This window comes from Pseudoalteromonas sp. SWYJ118 (assembly GCF_015864505.1).
GTDB classification, from domain to species: Bacteria; Pseudomonadota; Gammaproteobacteria; order Enterobacterales; family Alteromonadaceae; genus Pseudoalteromonas; species Pseudoalteromonas arctica.
On record NZ_JADYXC010000022.1, the window covers coordinates 13,456 to 38,098 of the forward strand.

The window sequence follows — 24,643 nt, forward strand, 5'->3', positions numbered from 1 at the left end:
TCTTTATGCTACGTTATCGCCTATTTATGGGGAACAACCACACTACATAGGCTCTGCCTTGCCTAAATACCAAACAGCCTACTGCAAATTTAACCTCGAAAGATAAACAGGCCCTAATTAATTCTCATCAAGTAACTTTAAAAGCGGTGTTTTGTAACGCTCCCACTTAGCGATTGCGGCGTTATTAATAGGTTGGCGAATAGCATGTTTACTCAACGTGGTTACCGGTGTTTTTTGTTTATAAAACGCTAAGCAACGCTGTTCAAAATGACAGTTTAAAAAACCAAGTAACTGCGTTAGCTGCTCTTTTGGGTTGCTCACTAAATCTTCGTAACTGACATCATAAATTGGCATACTTTTAAAGGAGTACCAATGGCTCATCAGTTTTTCATACACACTATGGTAAAGCTTAAACTCAGGTAGTGAGCAAAAATAAGGCTCGTTTTCGGCAAAGTAATTAGTGAAAATAGAAAACGCAGTAGCATTAAAGTTGCGACTTAAGTTTATAAATTTGGCATTTGGAAATAGGATATATATTAGTCCGAGCGACTGATAATTACTCGGCAGTTTATTTATTATAAAAGGTCTGATGGGCGATGCTGTTTTTAATGTTGCGATATAAAGCTCGCGGGCTTTTTTGATTAAGTCAGGCGTTAAATGCGCTAAACATTGCGGGTAAGCAACTCCCGTTTTTTGCTCGATAAAAGCAACCGCGTTATTACTAATACTCGTACTTTCTCCTAGGCTCGAAAACTGACTATGGCTTGCCAACATTTGCTCCAGGAGGGTAGAGCCACTACGAGGCATACCAATAATAAATACAGGTGTAATATTACCTGTAAATTTTTTATCGGCAGAGGCAATAAATTCCTCGGTGTTGTATTTTATTATTTCATCGTAAAAAGGGATTAAACCTTTAGTGTTAAATTCACTTAATTTTCTTTGTAATTTATTTGCCAATATAAAATAATTAAATGCTTGCTCGGTATCTTCAAGTGCATCGTAACTGTTTGCTAATGCGTAGTAACACACCATTTTTAAACGTAAATTGCTCGTTTGAGTTAGTAAGTGGTGCAAATTACTTACATAATTATGCTCTTTATCAAACCGGCCTAACTGCACAAGTTCAAATAAAATATAAGCTGTTACAGGGTATACCCCAATACTGAGTGCATGAGCAAAGGTTGTATGGGCTTTATCTAACTCGCCATGTGTTAAATAGTGCTGTGCTAAGTAATAATGAGGCTCTGGGTTATGACTTGCTAATTTTTTTGCGTATTCGAGCACCGTTAACGCATCGTTTGGCGAATTAACACCGTTAAATGCATCAGCAAGGGCATGTAATGGTTCAAGCATATGAGGCATGCGCTCACACGCTTTTTGGAGTAAGTACACGGCAGCGTCATAACGCTCTAATCGTAGGGCAATTCTGCCTAAGCCAAATAAAGCTTCACCATTTTCGGGATTACTATTTAATAGCGTTTTAAAATGAAACTCAGCTTCTTTGAGTTTATTTTGTTGAAATAATTGGTTGGCTTTATTAAGTAACATAGTTAGACATTATTATTATTTTTATTAACTATAAAATTAAAAAGGCGAAATGTCTTTAACATTTCGCCTTTGGTTCTTCATGAAAATAGTTTAAAAAGTATATGTTGCTTTAGCGTAGTAAAAGCCACCGTTAATACCAAACGGAGATGTTTCGTAGAACTGACCACCCCAGTTGTTATTAGGGATACCCGTTGCATCTGCAAAATCAAGTTTTTCAGCATCTTGGTCGAATAAGTTTTGAGCGCCTACAGAGAAGCTAACTGATTCATTTAAGAAGTAAGTTACTTCAGCATCAATAGTGACTGCAGCATCTGCTGTTTTAGCTGTTGCATCATAATCAACGTGAACACCTTGGTATTCGCCGTAGTAGTTTGCACGAGCAAATGCAGAAACTGATTCCCATTGTTGAGACAATGTGAACGTTGCACGATGGTTAGGTAAATCTTCTTCTAAGCGTTTAACTTTAAACGCACCTGTAATCTCACTAAATTGAGTTACTTCAGTATCATTCCAGTTATAAGCAAGACTAAATGTAGAGCTACCGCCCATTAGTTCAGCAGTATAGTTTGCAACTAAATCGATACCTTGAGTTGTTGTATCAAAGTCATTTGTAAAAAAGCTTACCTGAGCAAGACCTTGTACATTAGGAACTCCAGCGGCTGTAAGTGTATCTTTATCTGCTTGGCTTAAGTTGATTTTATCTGATTGGCTAATACGGTCATCTACTTGAATGTTGTAGTAATCAAGCGTTAAAAATAACTCGCCGATTGTGTATACAGCACCAAGTGTATAGCTTTGTGATTCTTCCGGCTCAAGCTCTGTACCACCTAATTGCACTGCAATAGGGTTTGTTGGTGGAAGAAGCGCTGAATCTTGTAATACACCGCTGTCTAAGCTTGTTTGTACGTTACTTACGTTAGCTTGACCAACTGTAGGTGCACGGAAACCGCTACTTACAGAACCACGAATATTTAAATCTTCAGTTAAATGGTATTGAGCCATTACCTTGTAGTTAGTTGTAGTACCAAAGCTGTCGTAGTCTTCAAAGCGAAGCGCTACGCCCATTAAAAAGTCTTCAGTAAAGGGTGCTTCAACATCAACATACGCTGCATAGTTACGACGAGAAAACTCACCTGCTTGTGATGGTTTAAAACCAGGGAAGCCGTTAGAGCCAATACCAAAACCTTGTGCTGTTAAAGGGCCTGCTGTGTAAGATTCTTCATCACCAGAAATGATAGTGAATGTTTCTTCATGCCATTCAAAACCACCGGCAATGTTTACATCATAAGCTAAACCAAAGTCGACACCCTTTGATAAATCAAAGTTAAAGTTTTTCTCTAGCTGTTCATATTTACCCGGACTGAAGTCACGTGGCGTATCCGCACCTAAAGAAGCATTAACCGTGTCATAGATGAAGTAACGTGATTCATTTAAACCCACAGTACCGCTTAAGTCATAGTAAGTATCTTTTAAGAAACCACCAGTGAATCGCCCTTTAGTACCAATAGTTAAAGACGTATCAGTAATGTTGCCGCCAAAGTTAGGTGTAAAGCCACCTGGAAGCGTTTCGTTAAAGGCAAAACAATCTGGGTTGTTCGCTACACCATTTATATAAGCAGGATCATCTAATACGTTGCCATCTGTTATTGCAATAGTAGGACAGTTAGCGCTCATATCAGGTGTTAAATCTGCAACAAGTAGTGTTTCGCCACCATCATTTGAGTAAACGCCAGAACGTGTTTGCGGGTTACGGTAGTAAAAGCCACCACGTACATCACGTTCAGAGTAATTACCAAACATGTAAAATTCAGAATCGTTTGTTAGCTCTAAACCTACGTTACCAAAAATTGTAATATCGTCGTTTACTTCTGGTGCGCCCCATACTTGTGCAAGAGAAGATACATCAGGAACACCGGCCGCTGAAAGTGCTGCGGCATCGGCACGTTGAACTGAACGGCTTGTTGCATCAGCTGTTTTATATTGAAAGCTTAAGTTAGCAAAGCCATTGTCGGTAAACGGTAAACCCACGTTACCCGACACTTGTGTTGTATCGCCGTCGCCTTCATAAAATTGACCATGGCGGATTTCTAATTTACCACCTTCAGAAGCGTCTTTTAGTTGGAAGTTCATTACACCGGCAATCGCATCAGAACCATACTGAGCTGCTGCGCCATCACGAAGTACTTCTACTTGTTTAATAGCAATGCTTGGAATAACTGAAATATCTGCGCCTTGCGCGCCATCGTTAATACCACCGCCTAAAAATGCAATTACAGAAGCACGATGACGACGTTTGCCGTTTAAAAGAACCAATGTGCTGTCTGATGGTAAACCACGTAAGTTAGCTGGGCGAACAAGAGAGGCCGCATCACTAATAGGATTTTGATGTACGTTAAAAGATGGCACGGCACCTTTTAAAAGCTCAAGCATGTCGGTATTGCCTGATCTTTCTAATTCTTCGCCGCCAATAATATCGATTGGAACTGGTGAGTCACCGATTGAACGTGGAGCTGAGCGCGTACCTACTACGGCAATTTTCTCTACGTTTTTATTTACTTTAGTTTGCTGTTGCTCGTCTGCTGCAATAGCAGAACCCGAAAAAAACAACCCTGCAGTGGTTGTAGCTAAAGCAAATTTGATTGCTTGGTTTAGCGCATTATTTTTTAATTTCATTCTAATTTTCCCCAGTTAGAATAATTCTTATTTTTGATGCTAATTTCACATCATTTATTTTTAACTTAATTTTTTGTTTCACATAAGTTTGAGGGTTTAGCTCAAAAGCCTAATCAATTAAGCTTACTTTTTGTGAAGTCCTATTTACAGACTATAGGTAAAAAACGGGAAGGGCAATTACTAATTAACCATTTGATAACAAAAAGATTCAATTTAAGAAAAAAATGCAACAATGGTGCAAAGTAAAGCTAAAATGAACTAAATAAGTGCAAATAGGGTTGTTGAGAGGAAAATTAATGCGTTATCAGTATTTAAATGTTATTTATTTGTTTCTTTTTGGTGGGGTTTTCAATGTTTTGTGCACATCGCCAAGTTGCTAATTTTTCTTTATATTCATCCCACACGCAGGGGCAGCAACTGCCACCACCACAACATTCATCAGATTTTGGTTTTTCAGGTTTTTGCGGTAGTTGGTTTGTCATATTCAGTGTTGTTGTATGTATTTAATACTAATTTGGTGCAAAGGATAAGTTAAAGGATGTTGTAAGTAAATTATTCTTTGTGAACCCGTGCTGCTGTGTGAAAATAAAAGTTATGCGATTATATAAAGTTATTCACCGTGCACCTTGGCGGGTAGTTAAAATTAGTAAAAAACGCCAACAGCTGCGTTTTCGCCGTGCTATGGTGGCGCTTAAAATTGCACTTGCGCAAGAAAAACAAGAAACCAAAGAAATGCTCTCTATTTATAGGCGCTACACTCAAGGCCAAACAAGTAAAGAGGAGTTAAAACGCGCCAATGAACAGTTTGTTGATATTTTAAAAGGGTTAGGGCTCGGTGTGTTTGCAGTATTACCTTTTGCCCCGCTTACAATTCCTTTAGTTGTTAAATTAGGGAGTTTAGTGGGAGTTGATGTACTGCCAAGTTCGTTTAATATGAACAAATCTATTAAAGAACTTGATGCTAAAATAGATCAAGAAAATCAAAAGCAAGAATCCAAAAATAGCTTAAAAAAGTAGCTAAAATCCCTTCAAATTAGCGATACCTTTTAGGTGCGCTTATTGATATGCTCTTAAGTACCATTTTTATATTATATGAGCTTTTTAATGAGTGCATTACTACGTCATACATCTTCTGGTATTCCTTTATCTTTTATTCTTAAAAACGAATTATCTGACTGGCAAGCACAGCAGCCTGCATTTATACAAAATTGGTTAACTAATACAGGTTTCGAAAAGCAAGGTGTTGCTTTAATCCCTGATGCTAAAACGGGCGAGTTAAGCCAGGTATTTTGTTTAATGCAAAGTAGCGATGATTTTTGGGCTGCGGGTAATTTAGCAAATACACTTCCTACTGGTACTTATCAAATTCAAGGTGAGAGCGCTTTTGTAGAGCAAGTTGCTTTAGGGTTTGTGCTTGGTGGTTACGAATTTAGTGAATATAAAGAAAAACCAACAGCAAAAGCGCAATTAGCCATTAGCGATAAAGCGTTGTTTGAGCGTATTAGCCAACAAGCTGATGCTATTACACTTGCACGTGATTTAGTTAATACGCCAGCGGTAGATATGATGCCGCAACATTTATCGCAAGTAATGGAAGATTTAGCTGCAACTTACAATGGCGAATTTTCACAGTGGATTGGCGATGAGTTACTAGAGCAAAACTACCCGACTATTCACATGGTGGGTCGTGCAAGCGAAAATAAACCGCGTTTACTCGATTTAAAATGGGGTGCAACAGATGCTCCATTAATTACACTAGTAGGTAAGGGCGTATGTTTTGACTCAGGTGGACTTGATTTAAAACCAAGCTCTGGCATGCGTAACATGAAAAAGGACATGGGCGGTGCCGCGCATGTTATTGCTCTAGCACAGCTTATTATGGCAGCTAACTTACCAATTAGATTACGAGTGCTTGTACCCGCTGTTGAAAATGCGGTATCGCGTAACGCGTTTCGTCCAGGCGATGTTGTTAAAACACGCAAAGGCATTATGGTCGAAATTGATAATACAGACGCAGAAGGGCGCTTAGTATTGTGTGATGCATTAAGCGAAGCACAGAATGATAACCCTGAGCTAATTATTGATTTTGCTACCCTTACGGGTGCATGTCGTGTTGCCTTAGGCACGGAGCTTCCGGGCTTTTTCTCAACAGAGCGCGATGTAGCAAACGGTATTATTGATGCAGGTTTAAGTGTACATGATCCTGTTTGGCAACTTCCGTTGTTTGAGCAATACAAAAACTTACTAAAAAGTGATGTAGCCGATATGGCAAACTGTGCAAGCACACCGTTTGGTGGTGCTATTACTGCAGCGCTTTACTTAAAAGAATTTGTTGAGCCAACAACACCGTGGGTACACTTTGATGTAATGGCGTGGAACTTACGTGCATTACCAGGTCGTCCAACGGGTGGTGAAGCATTAGGTATTCGTGCAGTGTTTAACTACTTACAAAATCGTTTTAATAAATAAGTTTTTGATTCAATAGTAAGAACTTGAGCTTATGAGTTTTAAACCTCATAAAGCTCAAGTGGCAAGTTATCTGGATCGGCAAAAAAGGTAAACTTTTTGCCGGTTATTTCATCCACTCTAATATCCTCAACGTTTACATCGCACGACTCTAAATACGTTTTTGCACTCTGTACATCCGCTACCTTAAAAGCTAAATGTCTTAAGCCGTGTGCTTCGGGATAGCTTGGTCTTGCGGGCGATCCATTAAATGAAAATAGCTCTATTTGGCTACCATCGGGCATGGCTAAATCTAATTTATATGAATTACGATCAGCTCTAAAGTGCTCATTAATAAAGTTAAGTTTAAGTACATTGCTATAAAAGTGTTTAGAACGTGCATAGTCACTACAAATAATAGCAACGTGGTGAATACCTAAAAGTTTCAAATTTAATTCCTTAAAAAGCAAAAACGCACTTAATTAAGTGCGTTTTATATGTGACTTATTACATGTTGTGTTAGCTTGGCTGCGCTTCTTTACATGCTTTAACGGCCGGTGCTACAAGTTCTAAACCTGTTTTATCACATGGCGGTAAAGCGGCATCGCTTACACTAATAGGCGTTACGCGTTCGCCCCATTTTATGTAACTTGCAGCCCAGGTAAGGCCTGCACCAAATGCAGCAGACATAATGTTTGAATGCGGTTTAATTAACCCTTGCTCAACGGCTTCACATAACGCAATAGCAATCGTAGCAGCAGAGGTATTACCATACTCACCAATGTTAACCATTACTTTTTCGTCAGGTACTTTTAAACGATGCTGAATAGCTTGAATAATACGTAAGTTAGCTTGGTGTGGAACGAGTACATTAATGTCATCAAGGCTCAAATCGGCTTGTTTAAGTACATCGTCGCACGCTTCGCTCATGCCTTTGACAGCACGTTTGAAAATTTCACGACCTTCAAATAATAAATCAGATGGACCAATTGGCTCATATTTATTTAAATCACTACCAAAGTTAGTGATGTGTAAAATATCGCGGTCTTCACTGTCGCAACCAGTTTTGGTTGCTAGTAAACCCGCTGGCGTATCTGCCGCTTCAAGTACGACAGCACCTGCGCCATCGCCAAATAAAACAGCGCTGTCGCGACGTGCCCAGTTTACATACCAGGTCATACGCTCAGCGGCAATGACCACTGCTTTTTTGATCATACCCGCTTGAATTTGTGCTGTAGCAGCTTGCAATGCATATAAAAAGCCCGAACATGCCGCGTTTGTATCCATTGCGGCAGCGCCTGTTGCACCAATATTTTTTTGCACTTGTGAGGCAGTATTTGCCACAACTGTAGAAGGTGTACAGGTTGCTAATATCACTAAATCAATATCTTTAGGATCAACGCCTGCGCACGCAATAGCATGCTTAGCTGCAACGGTTGCCAGCTCGGCGGTACTTACATGGCTCACTCGGCGAGATTTAATGCCAGTACGCGTGGTTATCCACTCGTCGGTGGTATCAACTATTTCACTAATTTCATCGTTGCTAATGCTTGCTGGTGGAATGCATTTACCCCAACCAGTGATATGTGCGTAAGGCATAGTATGTTCTCTTAAGGTGGTCTGACATGTATTACTAATGGGTGAGTTATACCAAAAAACGGCTTTCAAGACTAGTTTATAGCATGTTTTGTATCGTAAATATTAGCAATTACAGGTTATTTAGGGTAATGCTAGTATAAAAAAGGAGCAAGTATGAAAACAACACTAATAACAACATTCACTTCAATAACGCTGGCATTAATAACAAATGGAGCATTTGCTCAACAGCATAAAATTATTTATGCGGGCAGTTTACTTACATCCGAGGAGCAAAAAGTAAAAACAGAGCAAACGCTAGTCATAACAGATAATACAATAACAGTAATTAAAAACGGCTACCTCACAAAAGCAGAACTTAACCTACCTGACGCCGATATTATCAATCTTAAAAATCAATTTGTAATGCCTGGTCTTATTGATATGCATGTTCACGTTACGTTTGAGCGAGATGCTAAAGCAAACCCTCATCGCTGGGCAACAGAATATGACGCCGATTATGCTTTGCGCTCAATTAAATATTTACAACGTACGCTCGATGCGGGTTTTACATCAGTGCGAGATTTAGGTAGCGATCACAAAGTTATATTTCCGCTAAAACGTGCTATTGAGCGAAATGATATTAACGGCCCTCGCATTTTTGCAGCGGGTAATACAATATCGCCTACCGGTGGACACGCAGATATGCACGGTTATCGAAAAGATATTACAGATGCAGTTACAGGCGGGATTGGTATATGTAATGGCGCGGATGATTGTAGCCGTGCGGTACGCGAGGTAATTAAAAGTGGCGCTGATGTAATTAAAATTACTGCCACGGGTGGAGTACTAAGTAATACCGCTGCTGGTGTTAACCAACAACTTACAGATGCAGAGCTGATTGCAATTGTTGATACTGCTCATCACTTGGGTCGTAAAGTTACAGCGCATGCACACGGTACACAAGGTATAAAAGCGGCCTTAAAAGCCGGTGTAGATTCTATTGAGCATGGCTCTTATTTAGATAAAGAGGCAATAAAGTTATTTAAAAAAACGGGAGCTTATTTAGTACCGACGCTTTTAGCGGGTGCAACGGTAAGTGAAGAGGTGCTAACAAATCCAAATATGCCACCGGCAATAGCCGACAAAGTGCGTGAAGTGACTCCAAAAATGCAAGCGTCGTTCAAGCTTGCACTGAAAAATGAGGTTAATATAGCTTTTGGAACAGACTCTGGTGTGTCGCGTCATGGGCTCAATGCTAACGAATTTAGTTTAATGGTAAACAATGGAATGAGCGAAGCCCAAGCTATTAAATCAGCAACTATACATGCAGCTAAACTGCTGGGGCAAAGCGCACTCATTGGCGACTTGAGTGTTGGTAAACAAGCAGATATTATCAGTGTGAATGGCTCACCGCTTAAAAATATCGACGTACTTAAAAACGTGCAATTTGTTATGAAAGCCGGGCAAGTTTATAAACAATAGGGAAGGTTATGAGCAGCAAAATAAAAGTGTCGTTGTTTAATCATTTGATTGACGCTGAGCGCCAGTTACTAGACCCAGAAGTTCGCCAATCTGAGCGCGCATTAGATGCTTTACTCGATGATGAATTTATCGAAATTGCTGCCAACGGCACTACGTTCAATAAATACCAAGTGCTTACCCGTTTACCTACCGAGGTTGTACCACAATTTTATAATCAGCATTTTAAGGGCCGAATGCTGAGCAATGATGTAGTACAACTTAGTTATCAAGCTGCTTATAGGCGCTCTGCTTGCAGTGAATTTAATTATTCATTGCGTATGTCGCTTTGGCGCCAAACTAATGAACAATGGAAAATGGTGTTTCATCAAGGAACGCCTTGTGCACCGTTTTCAATTTCGATGGATGATGATTAAAAATCATATAACCGTTAAAATACCTTTATTAAACATTTGATTGGGCAATTACCTCTTGTTAATGCGTACCGACCCCACTATTAGTCGACTATTAATGCTGCGAAGCGGCGCAATTGCCGTGCAGTTAATCGCTGTGCTTAGCGTTTATTTTTTACTAGAATATCAAATTGCGTTACTGCCTTTACTGATTGTTATTGCGTTAGAGGCTGTTTTTCAGCTTATTAGCCTGTTTGCTTATCGTAATGTGAGCCGCGCTAAACCTGTGGGTATGTTGATGCAGCTAACTGCAGATGTATTATTTTTAACGGTTTTGCTTTCGCTAAGCGGCGGTGCAACTAATGCATTTGTATCGTTGTTATTGCTCCCGATAATGATAGCTGCTGTTACGCTGCGAGAAAAAGGATTAGCTTATATTGCAGTATTAGCCATTGCCGCATACAGTTTTTTACTGATAAAGATGCCCGATCACAGCATGCATCAAATGAATATGAGTGGTCACTTTATTGGTATGTGGGTTAATTTTGTTTTAAGTGCTAGTGTAATCGCATTAGTGATTGGCGCAATGAGCAGGGCGCTTAAAGAGCGAGAGCGAATTATTGCAAACGTGCGTGAAAAACAATTACGTAATGAACAGCTTGTTACCCTTGATGGCGCCGCTGCACAAATAACCCATCAACTTGCGACCCCTATAGCAAACTTACAGTTACTGTTTGAAGAGTTATTAGAAGATCAACCAAACAACCCTATTGTTAAGCACATGCAAGCGCCGCTTACTCAGTGCAGTACGCAACTTAACGACTTTAGAAAACTATCAAGGCAGTTACGCCTTAAAAATTCACAAGAACATGTAACAGTAAAGCAACTGCAAACACAAATTACAGACACACTTTTACTGCAATACCCTGATCAGCATATTAAATGGATTACGCCACCTATTGCGGCAACGCTATTGAGTGATGCGATGTTATTGCCTGCTATTTTAAATTTATTGCAAAACGCAGCGCTCGCTAATCAAAAACAAGGTCAAACTCAATTAGAGCTGAGTTGGCAGCAAGACAACTTACATAGCGAATGCGTTTACTTGTTAATTCGTGATTTTGGCCGTGGCTTTTCATCATCGCAATTAGCAGAGCTGGGCGGGCAACTTATGCCAAGCGATCAAGGAATGGGGCTTGCTGTGCTTTTATCAAATGTTACTTTTGAGCGTTTAAATGGCTCGCTTACCTTGTTTAACCATGCAGATGGCGGCGCTGTCGCCAAAGTTAAACTCGCTATTGTAAACACTGAGAATAACGCCTCATGAAGTTACTTATAATTGAAGACGACATTAATTTAGCCAGCACACTGGCAAGGCGCTTAACTAAACAAGGCTTTACCTGCGAGGTGGCGCATAACCAAAGCGATGCGTTACTTGTTGCGCGCAAACTATTGCCCGACTTTGTTTTATTAGACATGAAACTAGGCGACGATAACGGACTTGCACTCATAAAGCCGCTGCGTAGTTTGCTCCCCCAAGCTCATATTGTTTTACTAACTGGGTTTGCAAGTATAGCAACCGCAGTAGAGGCAATGCGTTTAGGCGCAAACGACTACCTTACTAAGCCGGTTGATATGGCAACATTATTAAAAGCGCTTAACACCGAGCCTGTGGCATCGGCATCGTGTGCTATTGATGATGCGGTTATGTCGCCGGAGCGCTTAGAGTGGGAGCATATTCAACAAGTGCTTCACAGCAATAATGGCAATGTGTCGGTTACCGCAAGGCAACTTAATATGCACAGGCGTACTTTGCAGCGCAAGTTACAAAAAAAGCCGGTGCAGCAGTAATTTAGTACTTAATTTAAGGAAAGTGTTATGAGCGATGATGCAGTGACAATAATGCAAAATCAAAAAATTATATTATTTGATGCGCAATGTAAGCTGTGCAGCGCGTGGTGTAATTTTATTATTAACAATGATGCCAATACCATTTTTAGATTATGTAGTGTGCAATCTCCAAAAGGAGAACTGTTGTTAGCACACTTTGGTTTTTCGACGAATGAATACGCCTCAATGGTGCTTGTTGAAAATGGTAAAGCATTTACACAAAGCCATGCTTTTTTTAACGTTGTTAAGCAACTAGGTTACCCATATAAACTAGCAAACGTATTTAGTATTTTGCCAAATAGGTTTAATAATTGGTTATACGATAGGGTTGCTTTAAACCGCTATACCTTATTTGGAAAATATCAGTACTGCAGAATTCCCAACCCAGATGATGCTAAACATTATTTATAAATTAGGCATTAATACACTGCAGTATAAGTAGATGCTAGGTTTATGGGGTTGTGTTAAAATCGCCGCGTTTAATTTTAGCTAACGGTATAAAAGGCTTCTTTCATGGCAAACACAGCACATGCACTTCATATTTTGGTTAAGCACAAAGAAATTGCAGAAGATATTATTAAGCAATTAGGTAAAGGTGCAAAGTTTCAAACCTTAGCTAAAAAGTATTCGTCATGCCCGTCGGGCAAAAAAGGCGGTGACTTAGGTGAATTCGGACGCGGACAAATGGTCCCACAGTTTGATAAAATTGCATTTAAAGGTGCAATTTTAGAACCCCACCTAGTTAAAACAAAATTCGGCTGGCATGTTATTAAAGTGCTTTATCGTACTTAGTTAACTTGAGCTGTTTGGAAAGTTGACGCCGTATTGGGGAGTGTCCATCTCATCACCTATCCTAAATTTTATATTTTGACGAACTAAGAATTAGGATGGGTGTCATCTTAATTTATTCCAATATGGGCAGAATATGAAAAAATGGGAGGGGTAAGTCATGTTGATTTTTAGACTTTACATATTATTCAGTTTTTTTCTATTAGTGTCGTGTGGCGCGGATGAAAATTACGAACCTATAAGAGAGAGTTTAATTTTAGAAAGTGAAAATATAGCTTCTAAAATAGTTTCTAATAATCATAAAGAATTAATTGCAATATTGAAATATTTAAAAGAAAACTCAAATGAATATATAGCAGGAAGCAACTTTCCTTTAGTCAGTAGTGATTTAAAAAAAATCGATGTGGAGCTATATGAGATCACTAAGATAGCAAGCGAAATTGGGGTTTTATCTGGAAAAAGAAACTCATATGGGATTTATGGTTTAGAGGTTATTAGAAAAGATACTAAAGACTTTAAGTTTACCTATGCTATAGCAAGCAAGAGTAAGGATAATATAGATAAAAATACCTTCACAAACACTTGTAACCCTATTTCTAAAGAGGGCCTATGCTTACATAAGAAAAGTGATAACTTTTATTTTATTTACAGCTTCAAGAAAAAGTAAATAAATAGAGTCAGGTCTTTTTGTTTTTAGGTGATGAGGTTTATTTTTAATAAGGATATTAAATAAAATGTTATTTAGAGTATTTATTAGTTTTTTATTTTCTGCCAATGCAATTGCTGCTATTTGCAAATGCTAAATAACACTGACACCTCCCCTTATTTCTTAGGGAAAAATGGAAAGGAAAAAGATGAACTCTAAGTTTAAAAAGTAAATTTAGTAGCACAGTTTTGTTAGTCCAAATAACGTGACAGTCTATTTTAATTATTGAAGCAGCTATTAAACAACCAAGGATCTATACATGGTAATTAAATGATTGAAAAAATTATTGGTTTTGTCCTTTTATTTTTATTCTTAGTATCATTTTTAAGTGTGCTCGGCAATTTATTAGCTGCTTTAATGAATCCTCTTGAAATGAAATTAATTGCATTCAAAAGGTTGAGTATATCCTTGGCTATACTGATAGTTGCATTTTTAGTCTCATATAAATTAGGTTATTTTATTGATAAGTATTAATAAATAAAGGAAATTATGAAGACACAAATGAATGTTCCCTTTTAGTCAAAATGAGTTAGTTATTATTTTGCTAAATTAAAATCTATAGTCATTTCTAAGTCTTCATCAACTACCGCAATACCATTAACTACTTTAGGTGCGTAACGCCATTTAGAAAGAGAGCGAGTCGCTGCTTTATCAAAAATTTTCACAGGCTCAGCTTTAATCACTTTAATATTAATGGGCTTACCAGATGTATTTACATCAAAAGACATTGTCACACTACCTTCAATTTTTTCACGGACACTTTTAATTGGATACTCCGGAGGACTGGGCATTATTAGCGTAGAGTGAGGGTTATCAGCTAAAGGTGTTGTCGAACATGCGGTTAAAAGAAACAGTGAAGTTAATGTTGTAATTATATATTTCATTATAAATCCCTTTATAGATATTGTTATCGATTTGTTAGATGTCGTTTCTATAATGACACCAAAAGAGATTTAAGGTAAATAATAAATTTGTATTGTTTTTGACCTGATGAATATACAAGAAAGGCTGCAATAAGCAGCCTTTTTTAGTTTTAAACTTTATTTGTATATTAAGCGTCTTCCTTGGCTTCTTCTTCACTAATTTGTTTTAGTGCTTGAATGAATGAGTCGCTTGGTTGTCCGCCAGTAAGCGCATACTTATCATTTATGATAAATGTAGGTACTGAAGTAATACCCATCTGTTTAAAGCGGTCTTGCTCTTGGCGTACGTCTTGTACGTATTTGTCTGAATGTAGAATGCCGCGCGCAGTTTCTTTATCAAGACCCACTTTTTCAACAACGTCGAGCAGTGCTTCTTCTTGATTTAAGTATTTTAAATCGGTGAAGTGCGCTTCAAAAAAGGCGAGTTTTAACTCGGTTTGCTTACCTTCTTCACGTGCCCACATTAATAAACGATGCAAATCAAAGCTGTTGATCATGATGCGTTTGCCATCAAAATTAAATGTGAATCCAGCACGTTGACCTGCTTCGAACATGTTTTTACGATTTTCGTCGCCTTGCTCTTCACTTAGGTTGTACTTTTGCATTAAGTGTTCGTTTAAGTCTTGACCTTCAATTGGCATATCTGGATTTAGTTCAAAAGGATGCCACGTAATATCTGCGCTCATTTCGTCTTTAAGTTGCTCTAGTGCAGTTTCTAGGTTTTTGTAACCCACTACACACCAAGGGCACATTACGTCTGAAACGATATCAATTTTAAAGTTTTTCATATTTATCCTTTTGAGGATTGCTTATAACTAAGTATAAAAAAGGATATTGGGATTAATTTAGCTTTATCAATACCAAACTAAAAAGAGCAGCTAAACAGCTGCTCTTGAAGGCACTCGGTTTTAAGCGTTAAGCCCAAATGGGTCGTCAATGCTATAACTTGGTTGTGTAAACCAACGAGGGCCATTGTCAGTCATGTAAAAATGATCTTCTAAACGCACGCCAAATTCATCAGGTATAACTAACATTGGCTCGTTACTAAAGCACATGCCTGGGGCAAGTGGGGTTTTATCACCGCCAACTAAATACGGCCATTCGTGAATATCGAGCCCAATGCCATGGCCCGTTCTATGCGGGCAACCCGGTGTTTGATACTGCGGCCCGAGCCCTTGCGCCGCTAAATAAGTCCGTGCGCCAGCATCTACGTCTTCGCAGGTAGCACCAATTTTAGCTGCATTAAACGCGGCCATTTGCGCTGCTTTTTCGTGATCCCAAAACATGCGTTGGCGCATTGTTGGCTCGCCAAATACATAGGTACGGGTTATATCTGATAGGTAATCGTGCACTTTACAGCCTGTATCAATTAATACCATATCGCCTTTTTTAAGCACTTGAGCGTCTTTAACACCATGCGGGAAAGACGTTGCAACACCAAACAATACAATACAAAAATAGTTACCTGGTGCGCCTAATTTTTGGTGTGCTTGCTTTATAAAAGCTTCTACTTCGGTGGTGGTTATTCCCTCATAAAGCATGCTTGCTGTGGCTTGATGCACGGCTAAGGTCATATCCATAGCGCGCTGCATTAAGCTAAGCTCGTGAACTGATTTATGCATACGGCAATGCGCAGTGACAGGTTGTGCGTTTATGAGTGTTAAACCCGTTTGCGCTTTATTAATACCATCGAATATAAAAAATTGCGCGCTTTCATCAATACCGATGGTTGCGTTTTCATTAATGTTTAGTTTTTTTAGCACTTCTACAAAAAGTGCGTAAGGGCTCTCGTGCTCTTGCCATCCGTGAATAGGCCCATCTATCACTTTAAACCCGTTTAACGAGCCAATCTCAAAGTACGGTGCTATATATTGCACGTCACCAAGGGCGGGTAATATTGCGCCAACCATACGCTCGCTCGCGTACCATTTCATGCCTGTAAAGTAGGTTAGATTGGTGCCAGCGTTTAAATAAATTGCATCTATGTTGTTTGCTAGCATATACGCTTGCGCCTTGGCTATGCGCTCTAAGTGTTCGTCAGCAGCAATAGGGGTTAGCGTTTGCGTCATATTACTTAGGCTGGCAAGCGCTTGCTCGCTTGATTGTGTACCTATACCTATGGTGGTCATGTTTTTCTCCTTGGTTTTTAGGCATTGTGCGCAATGTGAAAAGGGAATTCAATTTTATGAGATAACATGCATGCTAAGGTTTTTTCGCATAAGGCAGGCGCATTAATTTATTACTGGTGTGGTAGCTATCAAGCCCGGTTACTGCCACTGTTTCTATTGCTTGTAAATCTAAAAAGCCATCACTTTGTAGTGCTGCTTTATCTACATATACATCCATAATTTCGCCAATAACAAGCTCGGTACCATTGATGGCTAAATGTTGGTTTTCTACAAATTTAACCGAGTACTTTAAACGGCTTTCTTTTACAAAAGGCGCTGCAAAGTCGTTTAAGTACTCAGGTGTTAAGCCTGTAGCGTCAAACTCAGACTCGTCTTTATCGTAACGGGCTGAGGTTTGATGAGCTTGCTTATAAATTGACTTATTCACTTGGTTTATGGTGTAAGTGCCCGTTTGTAAAATATTTTCAAACGTATGGCGCGGCACACTGTGAGGGCGCATTATCATTGCGACTAACGGTGGATTTGCACCTAAGTGAATAACGGAGCTGACAATAGATAGGTTGGTATTGCCAAGCAAGTCTTGCGTACCAATTAAATTAGCGCTTTTAAAACCCGAAAGAGAATTAATTAAATGAGTACGGGTATGTTTTTCAAGTGCGTCTATTTGCGCTTTAGTAAAATGCATTAAAAGTCCTTACCACGGTATTGTAGAGCCTTGCCAGTCTAAATAAGCAGGTTCACCGTTGAGTTTTAAATCGGGGTTATTGTTTGTTAATTCAAAAAGTTGCTTAGCTACAAATTCAGGCGTAAATAATTTACCTGCAGGTACGTTTTTTTGAAAAGGCTTAGAGAGTTCTGTATCTGTGGTGCCTGGATGAAACAAAATGAGTTTGGTGTTTTTAGCACGACGAGCAAGTTCAATAGACGCCGTTTTAAACAACATGTTAAGCGCGGCTTTAGACGCTCTGTAAGTGTACCAACCACCTAATTTGTTATCGTTTATGCTACCTACGCGAGCACTTAGTGCTGTAATTGTGCACTGCGTTTTATGGGTTAACAGCGGCAATACACTTTGCAAGCACAGCAATGGGGTGAGGGTGTTTGCACTTATAATTTCATTAAAATAATCAGCATTAAAATCTTCTAATTTTTTCTCTGGCATGTGCTGAGCGTTATGAAGTTTACCATTGAATATAATAACTTGGTGTAAATCGGCTTGCGTGTCTTTTAAGTGCTGGGTAAAAATAGCCAAGCTTTTAGCACTGTAGTCTGTGCTAAAGTGCTCAATATTCGTAGAGGCACTACTGCGATATTCACTTGAGCTTACACACAGTACTTTAAATTGCGATGCATGGTTATTTAAGTGCTCAACATACGCTTTTGAAATGGCGCTACTAGCGCCAAATAAAACAATGGTTTTCATTTGTCACCTTTTGTTTTTATACCACATTGGCCATTACTGCACTGAGTATTTGGCATTAAAAAGCGACTGATGGGGTGCCGATACTTAGCAAATAATAGGTATCCGCAGTCAGCGAAAAAGCGAATTATTGGCAAGCGAAAAATTTTCAACCAGCTGTGTTTACCCACTATTTTCCATGCTTCGTAAGTTATATCAAGCCCATAAATCATTTCACCTGATTGCTTTTGAGCTTGAAGGTAGTTCATTGCTTTGTCTTTATCAATATACGGGTAGCGCTCACTGAAGTCGCTCGCGTTAAGATCTTCAAGCGTAATTAAGTTTTTGTTATCAGCGTGTTTTAGTTGCTGCATCTCGGTGCTACAAAGAGGGCAGTTACCATCGTAAAAAATGATCATGTGAATGCTTTGTGATTATTTTATATATACTTTTTTACGACAAGACATTGCAAATGGATCTATTAAATATCTCTTCATGATGATATTAATAGTGTCCTACGAAAAAATGGAGACTGATAAATGAGTGAACAATACGCCGCCTTGCGAGGTAATGTAAATTTACTAGGGCAACTACTAGGACAAACAATCAAAGATGCCCAAGGTCAAGCGATTTTAGATAAAGTGGAAGAAATTCGTGCTTTATCAAAATCATCTCGCAGTGGTAACGAAGACGACAGACAAGCGCTAATAGATGTTTTACATGCGCTTAGTGATGAAGAGCTTTTACCGGTTGCCCGTTCATTTAATCATTTTTTAAACCTTGCTAATGTAGCAGAGCAATTTCATACCGTTTCGCGTTTTAACGACGTTGGCCTTGGTCAACAAAACCCTCTCACTCAAACATTAAAAACGTTAGCTACAAAAGCAGAACAAGGCCAGTTAGACAGTAATCATTTGGCCGAAACACTCTCAAAACTCCACATAAACTTAGTACTGACCGCTCACCCAACCGAGGTTACGCGCCGTACTATTATTAACAAACACGTTGAACTAAGTGATTGCTTAGCGTCATTAGAGCGAAAAGATAACTTAGTGCAAGAGCGTGACAATATTTTAAATCGTATTGAACAGCTGATTAGCCAAGCTTGGCATACCGACGATATTCGTCGTTCTCGCCCAACGCCTGTAGATGAAGCTAAATGGGGCTATGCAGTTATAGAAAATAGCCTTTGGCACGCCGTTCCGCGTTTTTTACGTGAGTTTTCAGCTAATGTTAAAGACCAGCTCAGCTTGGAGTTACCAATAGATTACAGCCCAATTGAGTTTACGTCTTGGATGGGAGGAGATCGTGATGGTAATCCGTTTGTAACTTCGCAGGTTACAACAGAGGTACTTGATCATGGTCGTTGGATGGCACTTAATTTATATATTCAAGATTTAAAAACATTATGTGCTGAACTCTCTATGTCAGATGCCAGTGATGAGCTTATTGAGCTTGCAGGGCAAGAGTTTGAACCTTACAGAGCAGTAATTAAAAAGCTTAAAAATCAAGTTGCAGAAACAGTGGCGCACTTAGGTGCTAAAATTAAAAATAAGCGTAGTGATTCACAAGACTTAATTACTAATATTAATCAGCTTAAGCACCCAGTAGAGGTGTGCTACCGCTCATTATTAAAGTGTAATATGAAAGTAGTTGCCGATGGCCTATTGCTTGATTTATTGCACCGTATAAATAGCTTTGGATTGCGTTTAGCTAAACTTGATGTTCGCCAAGATTCGTCTCGTCACGGCGATGTGTTTTCTGAGCTGACTCGTTATTTAGGTTTAGGCGACTACAACCAATGGCAAGAGCAAGACAAACAAGCATTTTTACTTGCAGAGCTTAACTCACGCAGACCGCTTATTCCAAAACATTGGCAACCAAGCCCTGATGTACAAGAAGTACTTGATACCTTTGATGTAATTGCCAAGCAAGACGAAGCAACATTTGGTTTGTATATTATTTCGATGGCACGAACAGCGTCAGACATTTTAGCAGTACAACTATTGCTAAAAGAAAGCGGCTGTAGCTTTGATTTACCAGTAGCACCGTTGTTTGAAACACTCGACGATTTAAACGCAGGCAGTGATGTAATTACCACATTGCTTGATAATGTTTGGTATCGCGGGCACATTAAAAACACCCAAAACGTAATGATTGGTTACTCTGATTCTGCCAAAGATGCTGGCATGATGGCAGCAGGTTGGGCGCAATACGAAGCAATGGATAAGCTAGTACAGCTTGCTGATGCACGTGGTATTGAGCTTGTTTTATTCCACGGACGTGGTGGTACAGTAGGACGTGGTGGTGCACCCGCTGCACAAGCGCTGCATTCACAACCGCCTGGCTCATTAAAAGGTGGCTTGCGTGTAACCGAGCAAGGCGAGATGATTCGCTTTAAATTTGGTTTACCCGATGTAGCACTGCAAAGCTTAAATATTTACGCTGGCGCAGTTCTGCAAAGTAACTTATTACCGCCGCCGGAGCCAAAACCGCAGTGGCGCGAAGTAATGAAGCTAATAAGTGAGGAGTCATGTGAGCATTACCGTAATGTAGTTCGCCATGATGAAAACTTTGTACCTTACTTTAGAATGGCAACACCTGAGCTTGAACTGTCTAAGTTACCGCTTGGCTCGCGTCCTGCAAAACGTAATCCTAATGGTGGCGTTGAAAGTCTACGTGCTATTCCATGGATTTTTGCGTGGAGCCAAAACCGTTTAATGCTTCCTGCATGGCTAGGTGCGTTAACAGGCTTAAAAGCTGCGCTTAATAAGTACGGCGCAGAAACCCTAAACGAAATGAGCTTACAGTGGCCGTTCTTTAGATCGCGCCTAGAAATGCTAGAAATGGTATTTAGTAAAGCCGATTGTTGGTTGAGTGAGCATTATGATAATGCGCTGGTGGAAGATATGTACAAACCACTGGGTGTAACACTTCGTAAAGAGCTTCAAGAAGCCATTAGCTTGGTACAATCACTTAGCCCGCAAAAAAGCCTACTAGCCGAACAACCTTGGATTAAGGAGTCGATTAGTTTACGTAACCCGTACACCGATCCACTTAACTTACTACAGGTTGAGCTTTTACGTCGTGCTCGCTCAGAGGAAAAACGCAACGAAGGTGACATTGATAATGCATTAATGATCACGATGACAGGTATTGCAGCAGGTATGCGTAATACCGGCTAACATGTTATTTTGTTAGGTATACCAATTAATTATTTTGTTGGGTATATCAGTTAAAATTAAAGGGAGCACGCGATGTGCTCCCTTTTTTTGCGTTAAATAGGCTGGTATTTAACACCCTAACCTTTTAAACTACTTAGCCATTGAATAATTAAAAAATGTTATGGCTTCAGCAACTTTTACTGTACAGCAAGATACAGCACTTACAAATTCGCACATCACATTAAACGTAGCGCAAACAGCGTCATTACGTAGTCAATTAAAATCACAACATGGCATATTAAATTCTAATAATATTAAACAGTTATGCGCACAACTCAATGTGTCTGATGATGCATTATTACAAGGTTTAGTACCTTTGGCTTCTGAGTATGCTGTTGCGCCGATATCAGATTTTCATGTAGGCGCAATTGTTAAAGCACTTGATGAAAACGATGAGGTAAACTTTTACTTTGGTGCAAATGTAGAGTTTGATCATCAAGCATTGAGTTTAGTGGTTCATGCAGAGCAATCGGCTATAAATAACGCATGGTTAAACGGCGCTAAAAAAATAGTTAAAATAGCGATTAGCGATGCACCGTGTGGGTATTGTCGTCAGTTTATGAACGAACTCGCTGATGCGAAAGAGTTTGATATTTTATTGCCAGAGCAACACTTTAAATTGGCAGAATTACTGCCGCACTCGTTTGGGCCGACTGATTTAGGTAACGCGTTTAGCTTGTTTAATCCAGAGCCTCACCAGCAAGTATTTGCAAATGCTCAACTAGATGAAAAGCTAGCAAGTACAGCATTAAACGCATACGTACCCTATAGTAAAAACTTTAGTGCAGTAAAAATTAGTACATTTGAAAATGGTGATTTTTACGGAAGTTACGCAGAAAACGCAGCGTACAGCCCAAGCTTGTCGCCACTGCAAAGTGCGCTTAGCCAATTATTTATCGCAGGGCTTAGCTTTAACGAAAGTACAGTAAAATCAATTACACTTTTAGAAACCGCAGGCCATGAAAACCAAGCGGGTGTAGCACGTGCTGTACTTGCAAGTTTTAAAAACCTACCGGCAATAGAAGTAATTAGTGCGCAGCTAAAATAACCTTTCAAAAACAATAAAGCACAGCCAAAGCTGTGCTTCATAATGTTACTAATTAATAGAATCCGTATTAATCAAGTAATACTTTAGCCGCTTCTAATACTACCGCTACAGATTTACGCTCAATTTCACCATGGTCAACATTTGGTATTTCTTGGCGAGTACGATTAACAAGTACGCCTGCTACACATGCTGCTTGTAAACCAAGGGCTGCACACATAGTGAATAATGTTGCTGATTCCATTTCGTAGTTCATCACGCCCAGTTTTTGCCACTCTTCGCAGCTACCTTGTAGTGATTTAGGAACGTAACCAGAATGCGTATCGTAACGCTCTTGTCCTGGATAAAATGTATCGCTTGATGCAGTAATACCAATATGAAAATCGATATTTAAGTTTTTACATGCTTGTACCATAGCTTGTGTTGCATAAAAGTCAGACACAGCAGGGTAGCTAAGAGGAGCAAAATGCTGGCTTGCACCGTCTAAACGTACAGACGCTTGGCTAATTAAAATTTCGCCTTCGTTGATATGTGGCTGAATCGCACCTGTTGTACCAATACGTAAAAATTTACGCACGCCAAGTTGTGCTAATTCTTCTACTGCAATCGACGTAGATGGACCACCAATACCCGTGGAACAAACAACCACCGAATGGCCGTTTAGTTGACCTAAGTAAACATGAAACTCACGAGTTTGAGCAAGGCAAGTTGGGTTGTCTAGGAATTGTGAAATGCGTGCAGCACGATCTGGATCGCCCGGTACAATCGCAAGTTTTGCACCTTTAAGATCGTCAATACATAGTCCTAAGTGAAATACCTTTTCCATAGCTAAGCCTTTTTATAATAAATTGTGTCAATCTAGCATCATTGCTAGAAACGTTTATCAAGTACAGGACGATTGTCCGTTTTATCTTAACTCCTCCAATTAAACCTTAATAATTTTAAGTACTCATTTGATTTATTCACCAACTATGAATATTCAATCAAGTGCTTATACAAGTAGCTTTGTTGTGCTGTTGACATGTTCAAGCAGACATAATAAGTATCAACCAAGCGCGTAACTACAATTAAATAGTTTATGGTAAATATTCATTAATATTAAATTAATTCAATGGCTTAAATTTGTATTAAGCACGTAAAAGATAACGTGTTTATTTATATTAGGCACAGACTTATTTAGCAAAGTGGAATTTATTTGAAGTTTAGGCACTTTTGGTGATTTTGCATAACTAATCAAAAGTAATTAGCTACGTACAGAATAAAAATCGAAGGAGTTTATTATGAGCACACAATTTGAAGCATTTAAAAACAAAGTTGAGCACTGTTTGTGCGCACCTGGTGATGGCGTATACACAGTAAATACTGCAAAGGAGCGCAAAGCCGCACTGCGTAATAAACTTTATGGACAAACTGAAAACGTTGATAATTTGTGGCGCGAGTCTTTAAATGAATTACCAAATTCTCCACATAAAGCCGTTATGTTAGGTATTAGCTCAGACTGTGGCGGTGGTATTTTACGCGGTGCAAACTGGGGGCCACTGTTTGTGCGCTCAGCTTTAATTGATCAGCAACCGCAGTGTCACTCGTTTGATTTAGGCGATGTACGTGTAATCCCACATTTACTTCATGATAAATACCTAAATGATGCAACCATTTCTAATTGCCAAAAAGCCCTATACGGTAATGAAGATAACGACTACTACGTAAGCCCATTATCAATCACTGAGGATGTATGCGACAGTTTTTACGCAACATTTAAAGATAAAGGTATATTTGGTATTGGTGGCGATCACTCAATAAGTTACCCACTTACCAAAGCGTACTTAAAAGCAAAACGTGAGCAAGGTAAGCGTACCGCTATTATTCACTTTGACGCGCATACCGATTTACTTGTTGAGCGCCTAGGCATAGATTTATGTTTTGGCTCGTGGTGTACACATATTTTAGAATTTTTACCAGCACCACATCATTTAATACAATTTGGTATACGCTCAAGTGGCAAGCCTAAAGCGCACTGGGAAAGTACCTTTGGCGTTAAGCAACATTGGGCACATGAAATCATTGAGCGCGGCGCAGCAGCGGTTGCTGCCGACGCTATTGCACAATTAAAAGCTGATAACGTTGATGAAGTATACGTAAGCTTTGATATTGATGCGCTTGATGCAGAGTTTGCATCTGCCACAGGCACGCCAGAACATAATGGTTTAACACCACAGCATGCGCTTGATATTTTATCAGCCATTGCGGATGAGTTTCCGATTACGGGTGCTGATATGATGGAAATAGCGCCATTTACCGACAGCTCTTTAGTTGGCCAATCAAGCTCTGAAACGACACTTAGAGAAGGCGCTAAAATTTCAGCCTTTTTAATTAGTGCGATGAACAAGTAAGCTGTATGAGCTATAAATACTAGCACTATC

Annotated in this window: 25 protein-coding genes; 13 read left to right on the forward strand and 12 right to left on the reverse strand. The window is 39.4% G+C overall.

Annotated elements, in window-relative coordinates; all coding sequences use genetic code 11:
• Positions 1–117: 117 nt before the first annotated feature.
• The 3 genes from I6F48_RS17125 to I6F48_RS17135 all read right to left on the reverse strand — a co-directional run bounded on the left by I6F48_RS17125 (position 118) and on the right by I6F48_RS17135 (position 4,706).
• Positions 118–1,551 carry a tetratricopeptide repeat-containing sulfotransferase family protein gene (locus I6F48_RS17125; RefSeq protein WP_197119914.1) on the reverse strand — a complete coding sequence of 478 codons (1,434 nt, stop codon included), beginning with the start codon at positions 1,549–1,551 and terminating at the stop codon, positions 118–120.
• A gap of 90 nt (positions 1,552–1,641) precedes the next feature.
• Positions 1,642–4,224 carry a TonB-dependent receptor plug domain-containing protein gene (locus tag I6F48_RS17130; protein ID WP_010553992.1) on the reverse strand — a complete coding sequence of 861 codons (2,583 nt, stop codon included), beginning with the start codon at positions 4,222–4,224 and terminating at the stop codon, positions 1,642–1,644.
• A 311-nt stretch (positions 4,225–4,535) separates the two neighbouring features.
• Positions 4,536–4,706, reverse strand: a complete 171-nt coding sequence (locus I6F48_RS17135) for an oxidoreductase-like domain-containing protein (protein WP_010553991.1) — start codon at positions 4,704–4,706, stop codon at positions 4,536–4,538.
• A 112-nt stretch (positions 4,707–4,818) separates the two neighbouring features.
• Between I6F48_RS17135 and I6F48_RS17140 the strand changes: the two genes are divergently transcribed.
• Both I6F48_RS17140 and I6F48_RS17145 read left to right on the forward strand, forming a co-directional pair.
• Positions 4,819–5,241 (forward strand): hypothetical protein, encoded by a 423-nt coding sequence (locus I6F48_RS17140; RefSeq protein WP_007582356.1) that lies wholly within the window; start codon positions 4,819–4,821, stop codon positions 5,239–5,241.
• Between the two features lie 87 nt (positions 5,242–5,328).
• Positions 5,329–6,693, forward strand: coding sequence for a leucyl aminopeptidase family protein (locus I6F48_RS17145; RefSeq protein WP_024605692.1), 1,365 nt, complete (start codon positions 5,329–5,331; stop codon positions 6,691–6,693).
• Between the two features lie 38 nt (positions 6,694–6,731).
• Here the strand turns inward: I6F48_RS17145 and gloA2 are convergent, their stop codons facing one another.
• Both gloA2 and I6F48_RS17155 read right to left on the reverse strand, forming a co-directional pair.
• Entirely contained in the window at positions 6,732–7,118 is a 387-nt protein-coding gene (gene gloA2, locus I6F48_RS17150; protein WP_197119915.1) for an SMU1112c/YaeR family gloxylase I-like metalloprotein, read from the reverse strand.
• Positions 7,119–7,188: 70 nt separating this feature from the next.
• Positions 7,189–8,268, reverse strand: a complete 1,080-nt coding sequence (locus tag I6F48_RS17155; RefSeq protein WP_008133848.1) for a ketoacyl-ACP synthase III — start codon at positions 8,266–8,268, stop codon at positions 7,189–7,191.
• 153 nt (positions 8,269–8,421) lie between these two features.
• On the opposite strand from I6F48_RS17155, the gene I6F48_RS17160 reads away from it, so the two are divergent.
• From I6F48_RS17160 to I6F48_RS17195, 8 genes are all read left to right on the forward strand, one after another.
• Positions 8,422–9,729 (forward strand): metal-dependent hydrolase family protein, encoded by a 1,308-nt coding sequence (locus I6F48_RS17160; RefSeq protein WP_197119916.1) that lies wholly within the window; start codon positions 8,422–8,424, stop codon positions 9,727–9,729.
• An 8-nt stretch (positions 9,730–9,737) separates the two neighbouring features.
• Positions 9,738–10,142, forward strand: coding sequence for a nuclear transport factor 2 family protein (locus I6F48_RS17165; protein WP_197119917.1), 405 nt, complete (start codon positions 9,738–9,740; stop codon positions 10,140–10,142).
• Between the two features lie 61 nt (positions 10,143–10,203).
• The gene (locus I6F48_RS17170) at positions 10,204–11,445 is read left to right on the forward strand and encodes a sensor histidine kinase (RefSeq protein WP_197119946.1); all 1,242 of its coding nucleotides are present in this window, start codon (positions 10,204–10,206) and stop codon (positions 11,443–11,445) included.
• Entirely contained in the window at positions 11,442–11,969 is a 528-nt protein-coding gene (locus tag I6F48_RS17175; RefSeq protein WP_197119918.1) for a response regulator transcription factor, read from the forward strand. The genes I6F48_RS17170 and I6F48_RS17175 overlap by 4 nt, the downstream gene beginning before the upstream one ends.
• A gap of 27 nt (positions 11,970–11,996) precedes the next feature.
• Positions 11,997–12,419 carry a thiol-disulfide oxidoreductase DCC family protein gene (locus I6F48_RS17180; RefSeq protein ID WP_197119919.1) on the forward strand — a complete coding sequence of 141 codons (423 nt, stop codon included), beginning with the start codon at positions 11,997–11,999 and terminating at the stop codon, positions 12,417–12,419.
• 102 nt (positions 12,420–12,521) lie between these two features.
• On the forward strand, positions 12,522–12,800 hold the full coding sequence (locus I6F48_RS17185) for a peptidylprolyl isomerase (protein ID WP_008171402.1): 279 nt from the start codon (positions 12,522–12,524) through the stop codon (positions 12,798–12,800).
• 157 nt (positions 12,801–12,957) lie between these two features.
• On the forward strand, positions 12,958–13,464 hold the full coding sequence (locus I6F48_RS17190; RefSeq protein WP_101164276.1) for a hypothetical protein: 507 nt from the start codon (positions 12,958–12,960) through the stop codon (positions 13,462–13,464).
• Between the two features lie 309 nt (positions 13,465–13,773).
• Positions 13,774–13,977 (forward strand): hypothetical protein, encoded by a 204-nt coding sequence (locus I6F48_RS17195; protein ID WP_101226490.1) that lies wholly within the window; start codon positions 13,774–13,776, stop codon positions 13,975–13,977.
• Positions 13,978–14,039: 62 nt separating this feature from the next.
• Here the strand turns inward: I6F48_RS17195 and I6F48_RS17200 are convergent, their stop codons facing one another.
• The 6 genes from I6F48_RS17200 to I6F48_RS17225 all read right to left on the reverse strand — a co-directional run bounded on the left by I6F48_RS17200 (position 14,040) and on the right by I6F48_RS17225 (position 18,373).
• Entirely contained in the window at positions 14,040–14,387 is a 348-nt protein-coding gene (locus I6F48_RS17200) for an energy transducer TonB (RefSeq protein WP_197119920.1), read from the reverse strand.
• Positions 14,388–14,554: 167 nt separating this feature from the next.
• Positions 14,555–15,214 (reverse strand): DsbA family oxidoreductase, encoded by a 660-nt coding sequence (locus tag I6F48_RS17205; RefSeq protein ID WP_197119921.1) that lies wholly within the window; start codon positions 15,212–15,214, stop codon positions 14,555–14,557.
• A gap of 120 nt (positions 15,215–15,334) precedes the next feature.
• On the reverse strand, positions 15,335–16,555 hold the full coding sequence (locus I6F48_RS17210) for a M24 family metallopeptidase (RefSeq protein ID WP_197119922.1): 1,221 nt from the start codon (positions 16,553–16,555) through the stop codon (positions 15,335–15,337).
• 73 nt (positions 16,556–16,628) lie between these two features.
• A complete protein-coding gene (locus I6F48_RS17215) occupies positions 16,629–17,240 on the reverse strand; it encodes a flavin reductase family protein (RefSeq protein ID WP_197119923.1) in 612 nt (203 codons plus the stop codon).
• Between the two features lie 9 nt (positions 17,241–17,249).
• Entirely contained in the window at positions 17,250–17,978 is a 729-nt protein-coding gene (locus I6F48_RS17220; RefSeq protein WP_197119924.1) for an SDR family NAD(P)-dependent oxidoreductase, read from the reverse strand.
• Complete coding sequence (locus I6F48_RS17225; protein ID WP_197119925.1) at positions 17,975–18,373, reverse strand: thiol-disulfide oxidoreductase DCC family protein; 399 nt, start codon at positions 18,371–18,373, stop codon at positions 17,975–17,977. The genes I6F48_RS17220 and I6F48_RS17225 overlap by 4 nt, the downstream gene beginning before the upstream one ends.
• Positions 18,374–18,493: 120 nt before the next feature.
• Between I6F48_RS17225 and ppc the strand changes: the two genes are divergently transcribed.
• Positions 18,494–21,139 (forward strand): phosphoenolpyruvate carboxylase, encoded by a 2,646-nt coding sequence (gene ppc / locus I6F48_RS17230; protein WP_197119926.1) that lies wholly within the window; start codon positions 18,494–18,496, stop codon positions 21,137–21,139.
• A gap of 160 nt (positions 21,140–21,299) precedes the next feature.
• A complete protein-coding gene (cdd, locus tag I6F48_RS17235) occupies positions 21,300–22,226 on the forward strand; it encodes a cytidine deaminase (RefSeq protein WP_197119927.1) in 927 nt (308 codons plus the stop codon).
• Between the two features lie 67 nt (positions 22,227–22,293).
• Here cdd and udp read toward each other — a convergent pair whose 3' ends face one another.
• Positions 22,294–23,049 carry a uridine phosphorylase gene (gene udp, locus I6F48_RS17240; RefSeq protein WP_007582384.1) on the reverse strand — a complete coding sequence of 252 codons (756 nt, stop codon included), beginning with the start codon at positions 23,047–23,049 and terminating at the stop codon, positions 22,294–22,296.
• Between the two features lie 454 nt (positions 23,050–23,503).
• Between udp and I6F48_RS17245 the strand changes: the two genes are divergently transcribed.
• Positions 23,504–24,613, forward strand: coding sequence for an arginase family protein (locus tag I6F48_RS17245; RefSeq protein ID WP_007582386.1), 1,110 nt, complete (start codon positions 23,504–23,506; stop codon positions 24,611–24,613).
• Positions 24,614–24,643: the final 30 nt, after the last annotated feature.

What these genes read in the sequence shown, in the direction of transcription:
- I6F48_RS17125 (WP_197119914.1), bottom strand. Translation starts at nt 1,551, where the DNA reads ATGTTACTTAATAAAGCCAACCAATTATTTCAACAAAATAAACTCAAA.
- I6F48_RS17130 (WP_010553992.1), bottom strand. Translation starts at nt 4,224, where the DNA reads ATGAAATTAAAAAATAATGCGCTAAACCAAGCAATCAAATTTGCTTTA.
- I6F48_RS17135 (WP_010553991.1), bottom strand. Translation starts at nt 4,706, where the DNA reads ATGACAAACCAACTACCGCAAAAACCTGAAAAACCAAAATCTGATGAA.
- I6F48_RS17140 (WP_007582356.1), top strand. Translation starts at nt 4,819, where the DNA reads ATGCGATTATATAAAGTTATTCACCGTGCACCTTGGCGGGTAGTTAAA.
- I6F48_RS17145 (WP_024605692.1), top strand. Translation starts at nt 5,329, where the DNA reads ATGAGTGCATTACTACGTCATACATCTTCTGGTATTCCTTTATCTTTT.
- I6F48_RS17155 (WP_008133848.1), bottom strand. Translation starts at nt 8,268, where the DNA reads ATGCCTTACGCACATATCACTGGTTGGGGTAAATGCATTCCACCAGCA.
- I6F48_RS17160 (WP_197119916.1), top strand. Translation starts at nt 8,422, where the DNA reads ATGAAAACAACACTAATAACAACATTCACTTCAATAACGCTGGCATTA.
- I6F48_RS17165 (WP_197119917.1), top strand. Translation starts at nt 9,738, where the DNA reads ATGAGCAGCAAAATAAAAGTGTCGTTGTTTAATCATTTGATTGACGCT.
- I6F48_RS17170 (WP_197119946.1), top strand. Translation starts at nt 10,204, where the DNA reads ATGCGTACCGACCCCACTATTAGTCGACTATTAATGCTGCGAAGCGGC.
- I6F48_RS17175 (WP_197119918.1), top strand. Translation starts at nt 11,442, where the DNA reads ATGAAGTTACTTATAATTGAAGACGACATTAATTTAGCCAGCACACTG.
- I6F48_RS17180 (WP_197119919.1), top strand. Translation starts at nt 11,997, where the DNA reads ATGAGCGATGATGCAGTGACAATAATGCAAAATCAAAAAATTATATTA.
- I6F48_RS17185 (WP_008171402.1), top strand. Translation starts at nt 12,522, where the DNA reads ATGGCAAACACAGCACATGCACTTCATATTTTGGTTAAGCACAAAGAA.
- I6F48_RS17190 (WP_101164276.1), top strand. Translation starts at nt 12,958, where the DNA reads ATGTTGATTTTTAGACTTTACATATTATTCAGTTTTTTTCTATTAGTG.
- I6F48_RS17195 (WP_101226490.1), top strand. Translation starts at nt 13,774, where the DNA reads ATGATTGAAAAAATTATTGGTTTTGTCCTTTTATTTTTATTCTTAGTA.
- I6F48_RS17200 (WP_197119920.1), bottom strand. Translation starts at nt 14,387, where the DNA reads ATGAAATATATAATTACAACATTAACTTCACTGTTTCTTTTAACCGCA.
- I6F48_RS17205 (WP_197119921.1), bottom strand. Translation starts at nt 15,214, where the DNA reads ATGAAAAACTTTAAAATTGATATCGTTTCAGACGTAATGTGCCCTTGG.
- I6F48_RS17210 (WP_197119922.1), bottom strand. Translation starts at nt 16,555, where the DNA reads ATGACCACCATAGGTATAGGTACACAATCAAGCGAGCAAGCGCTTGCC.
- I6F48_RS17215 (WP_197119923.1), bottom strand. Translation starts at nt 17,240, where the DNA reads ATGCATTTTACTAAAGCGCAAATAGACGCACTTGAAAAACATACCCGT.
- I6F48_RS17220 (WP_197119924.1), bottom strand. Translation starts at nt 17,978, where the DNA reads ATGAAAACCATTGTTTTATTTGGCGCTAGTAGCGCCATTTCAAAAGCG.
- I6F48_RS17225 (WP_197119925.1), bottom strand. Translation starts at nt 18,373, where the DNA reads ATGATCATTTTTTACGATGGTAACTGCCCTCTTTGTAGCACCGAGATG.
- ppc (WP_197119926.1), top strand. Translation starts at nt 18,494, where the DNA reads ATGAGTGAACAATACGCCGCCTTGCGAGGTAATGTAAATTTACTAGGG.
- cdd (WP_197119927.1), top strand. Translation starts at nt 21,300, where the DNA reads ATGGCTTCAGCAACTTTTACTGTACAGCAAGATACAGCACTTACAAAT.
- udp (WP_007582384.1), bottom strand. Translation starts at nt 23,049, where the DNA reads ATGGAAAAGGTATTTCACTTAGGACTATGTATTGACGATCTTAAAGGT.
- I6F48_RS17245 (WP_007582386.1), top strand. Translation starts at nt 23,504, where the DNA reads ATGAGCACACAATTTGAAGCATTTAAAAACAAAGTTGAGCACTGTTTG.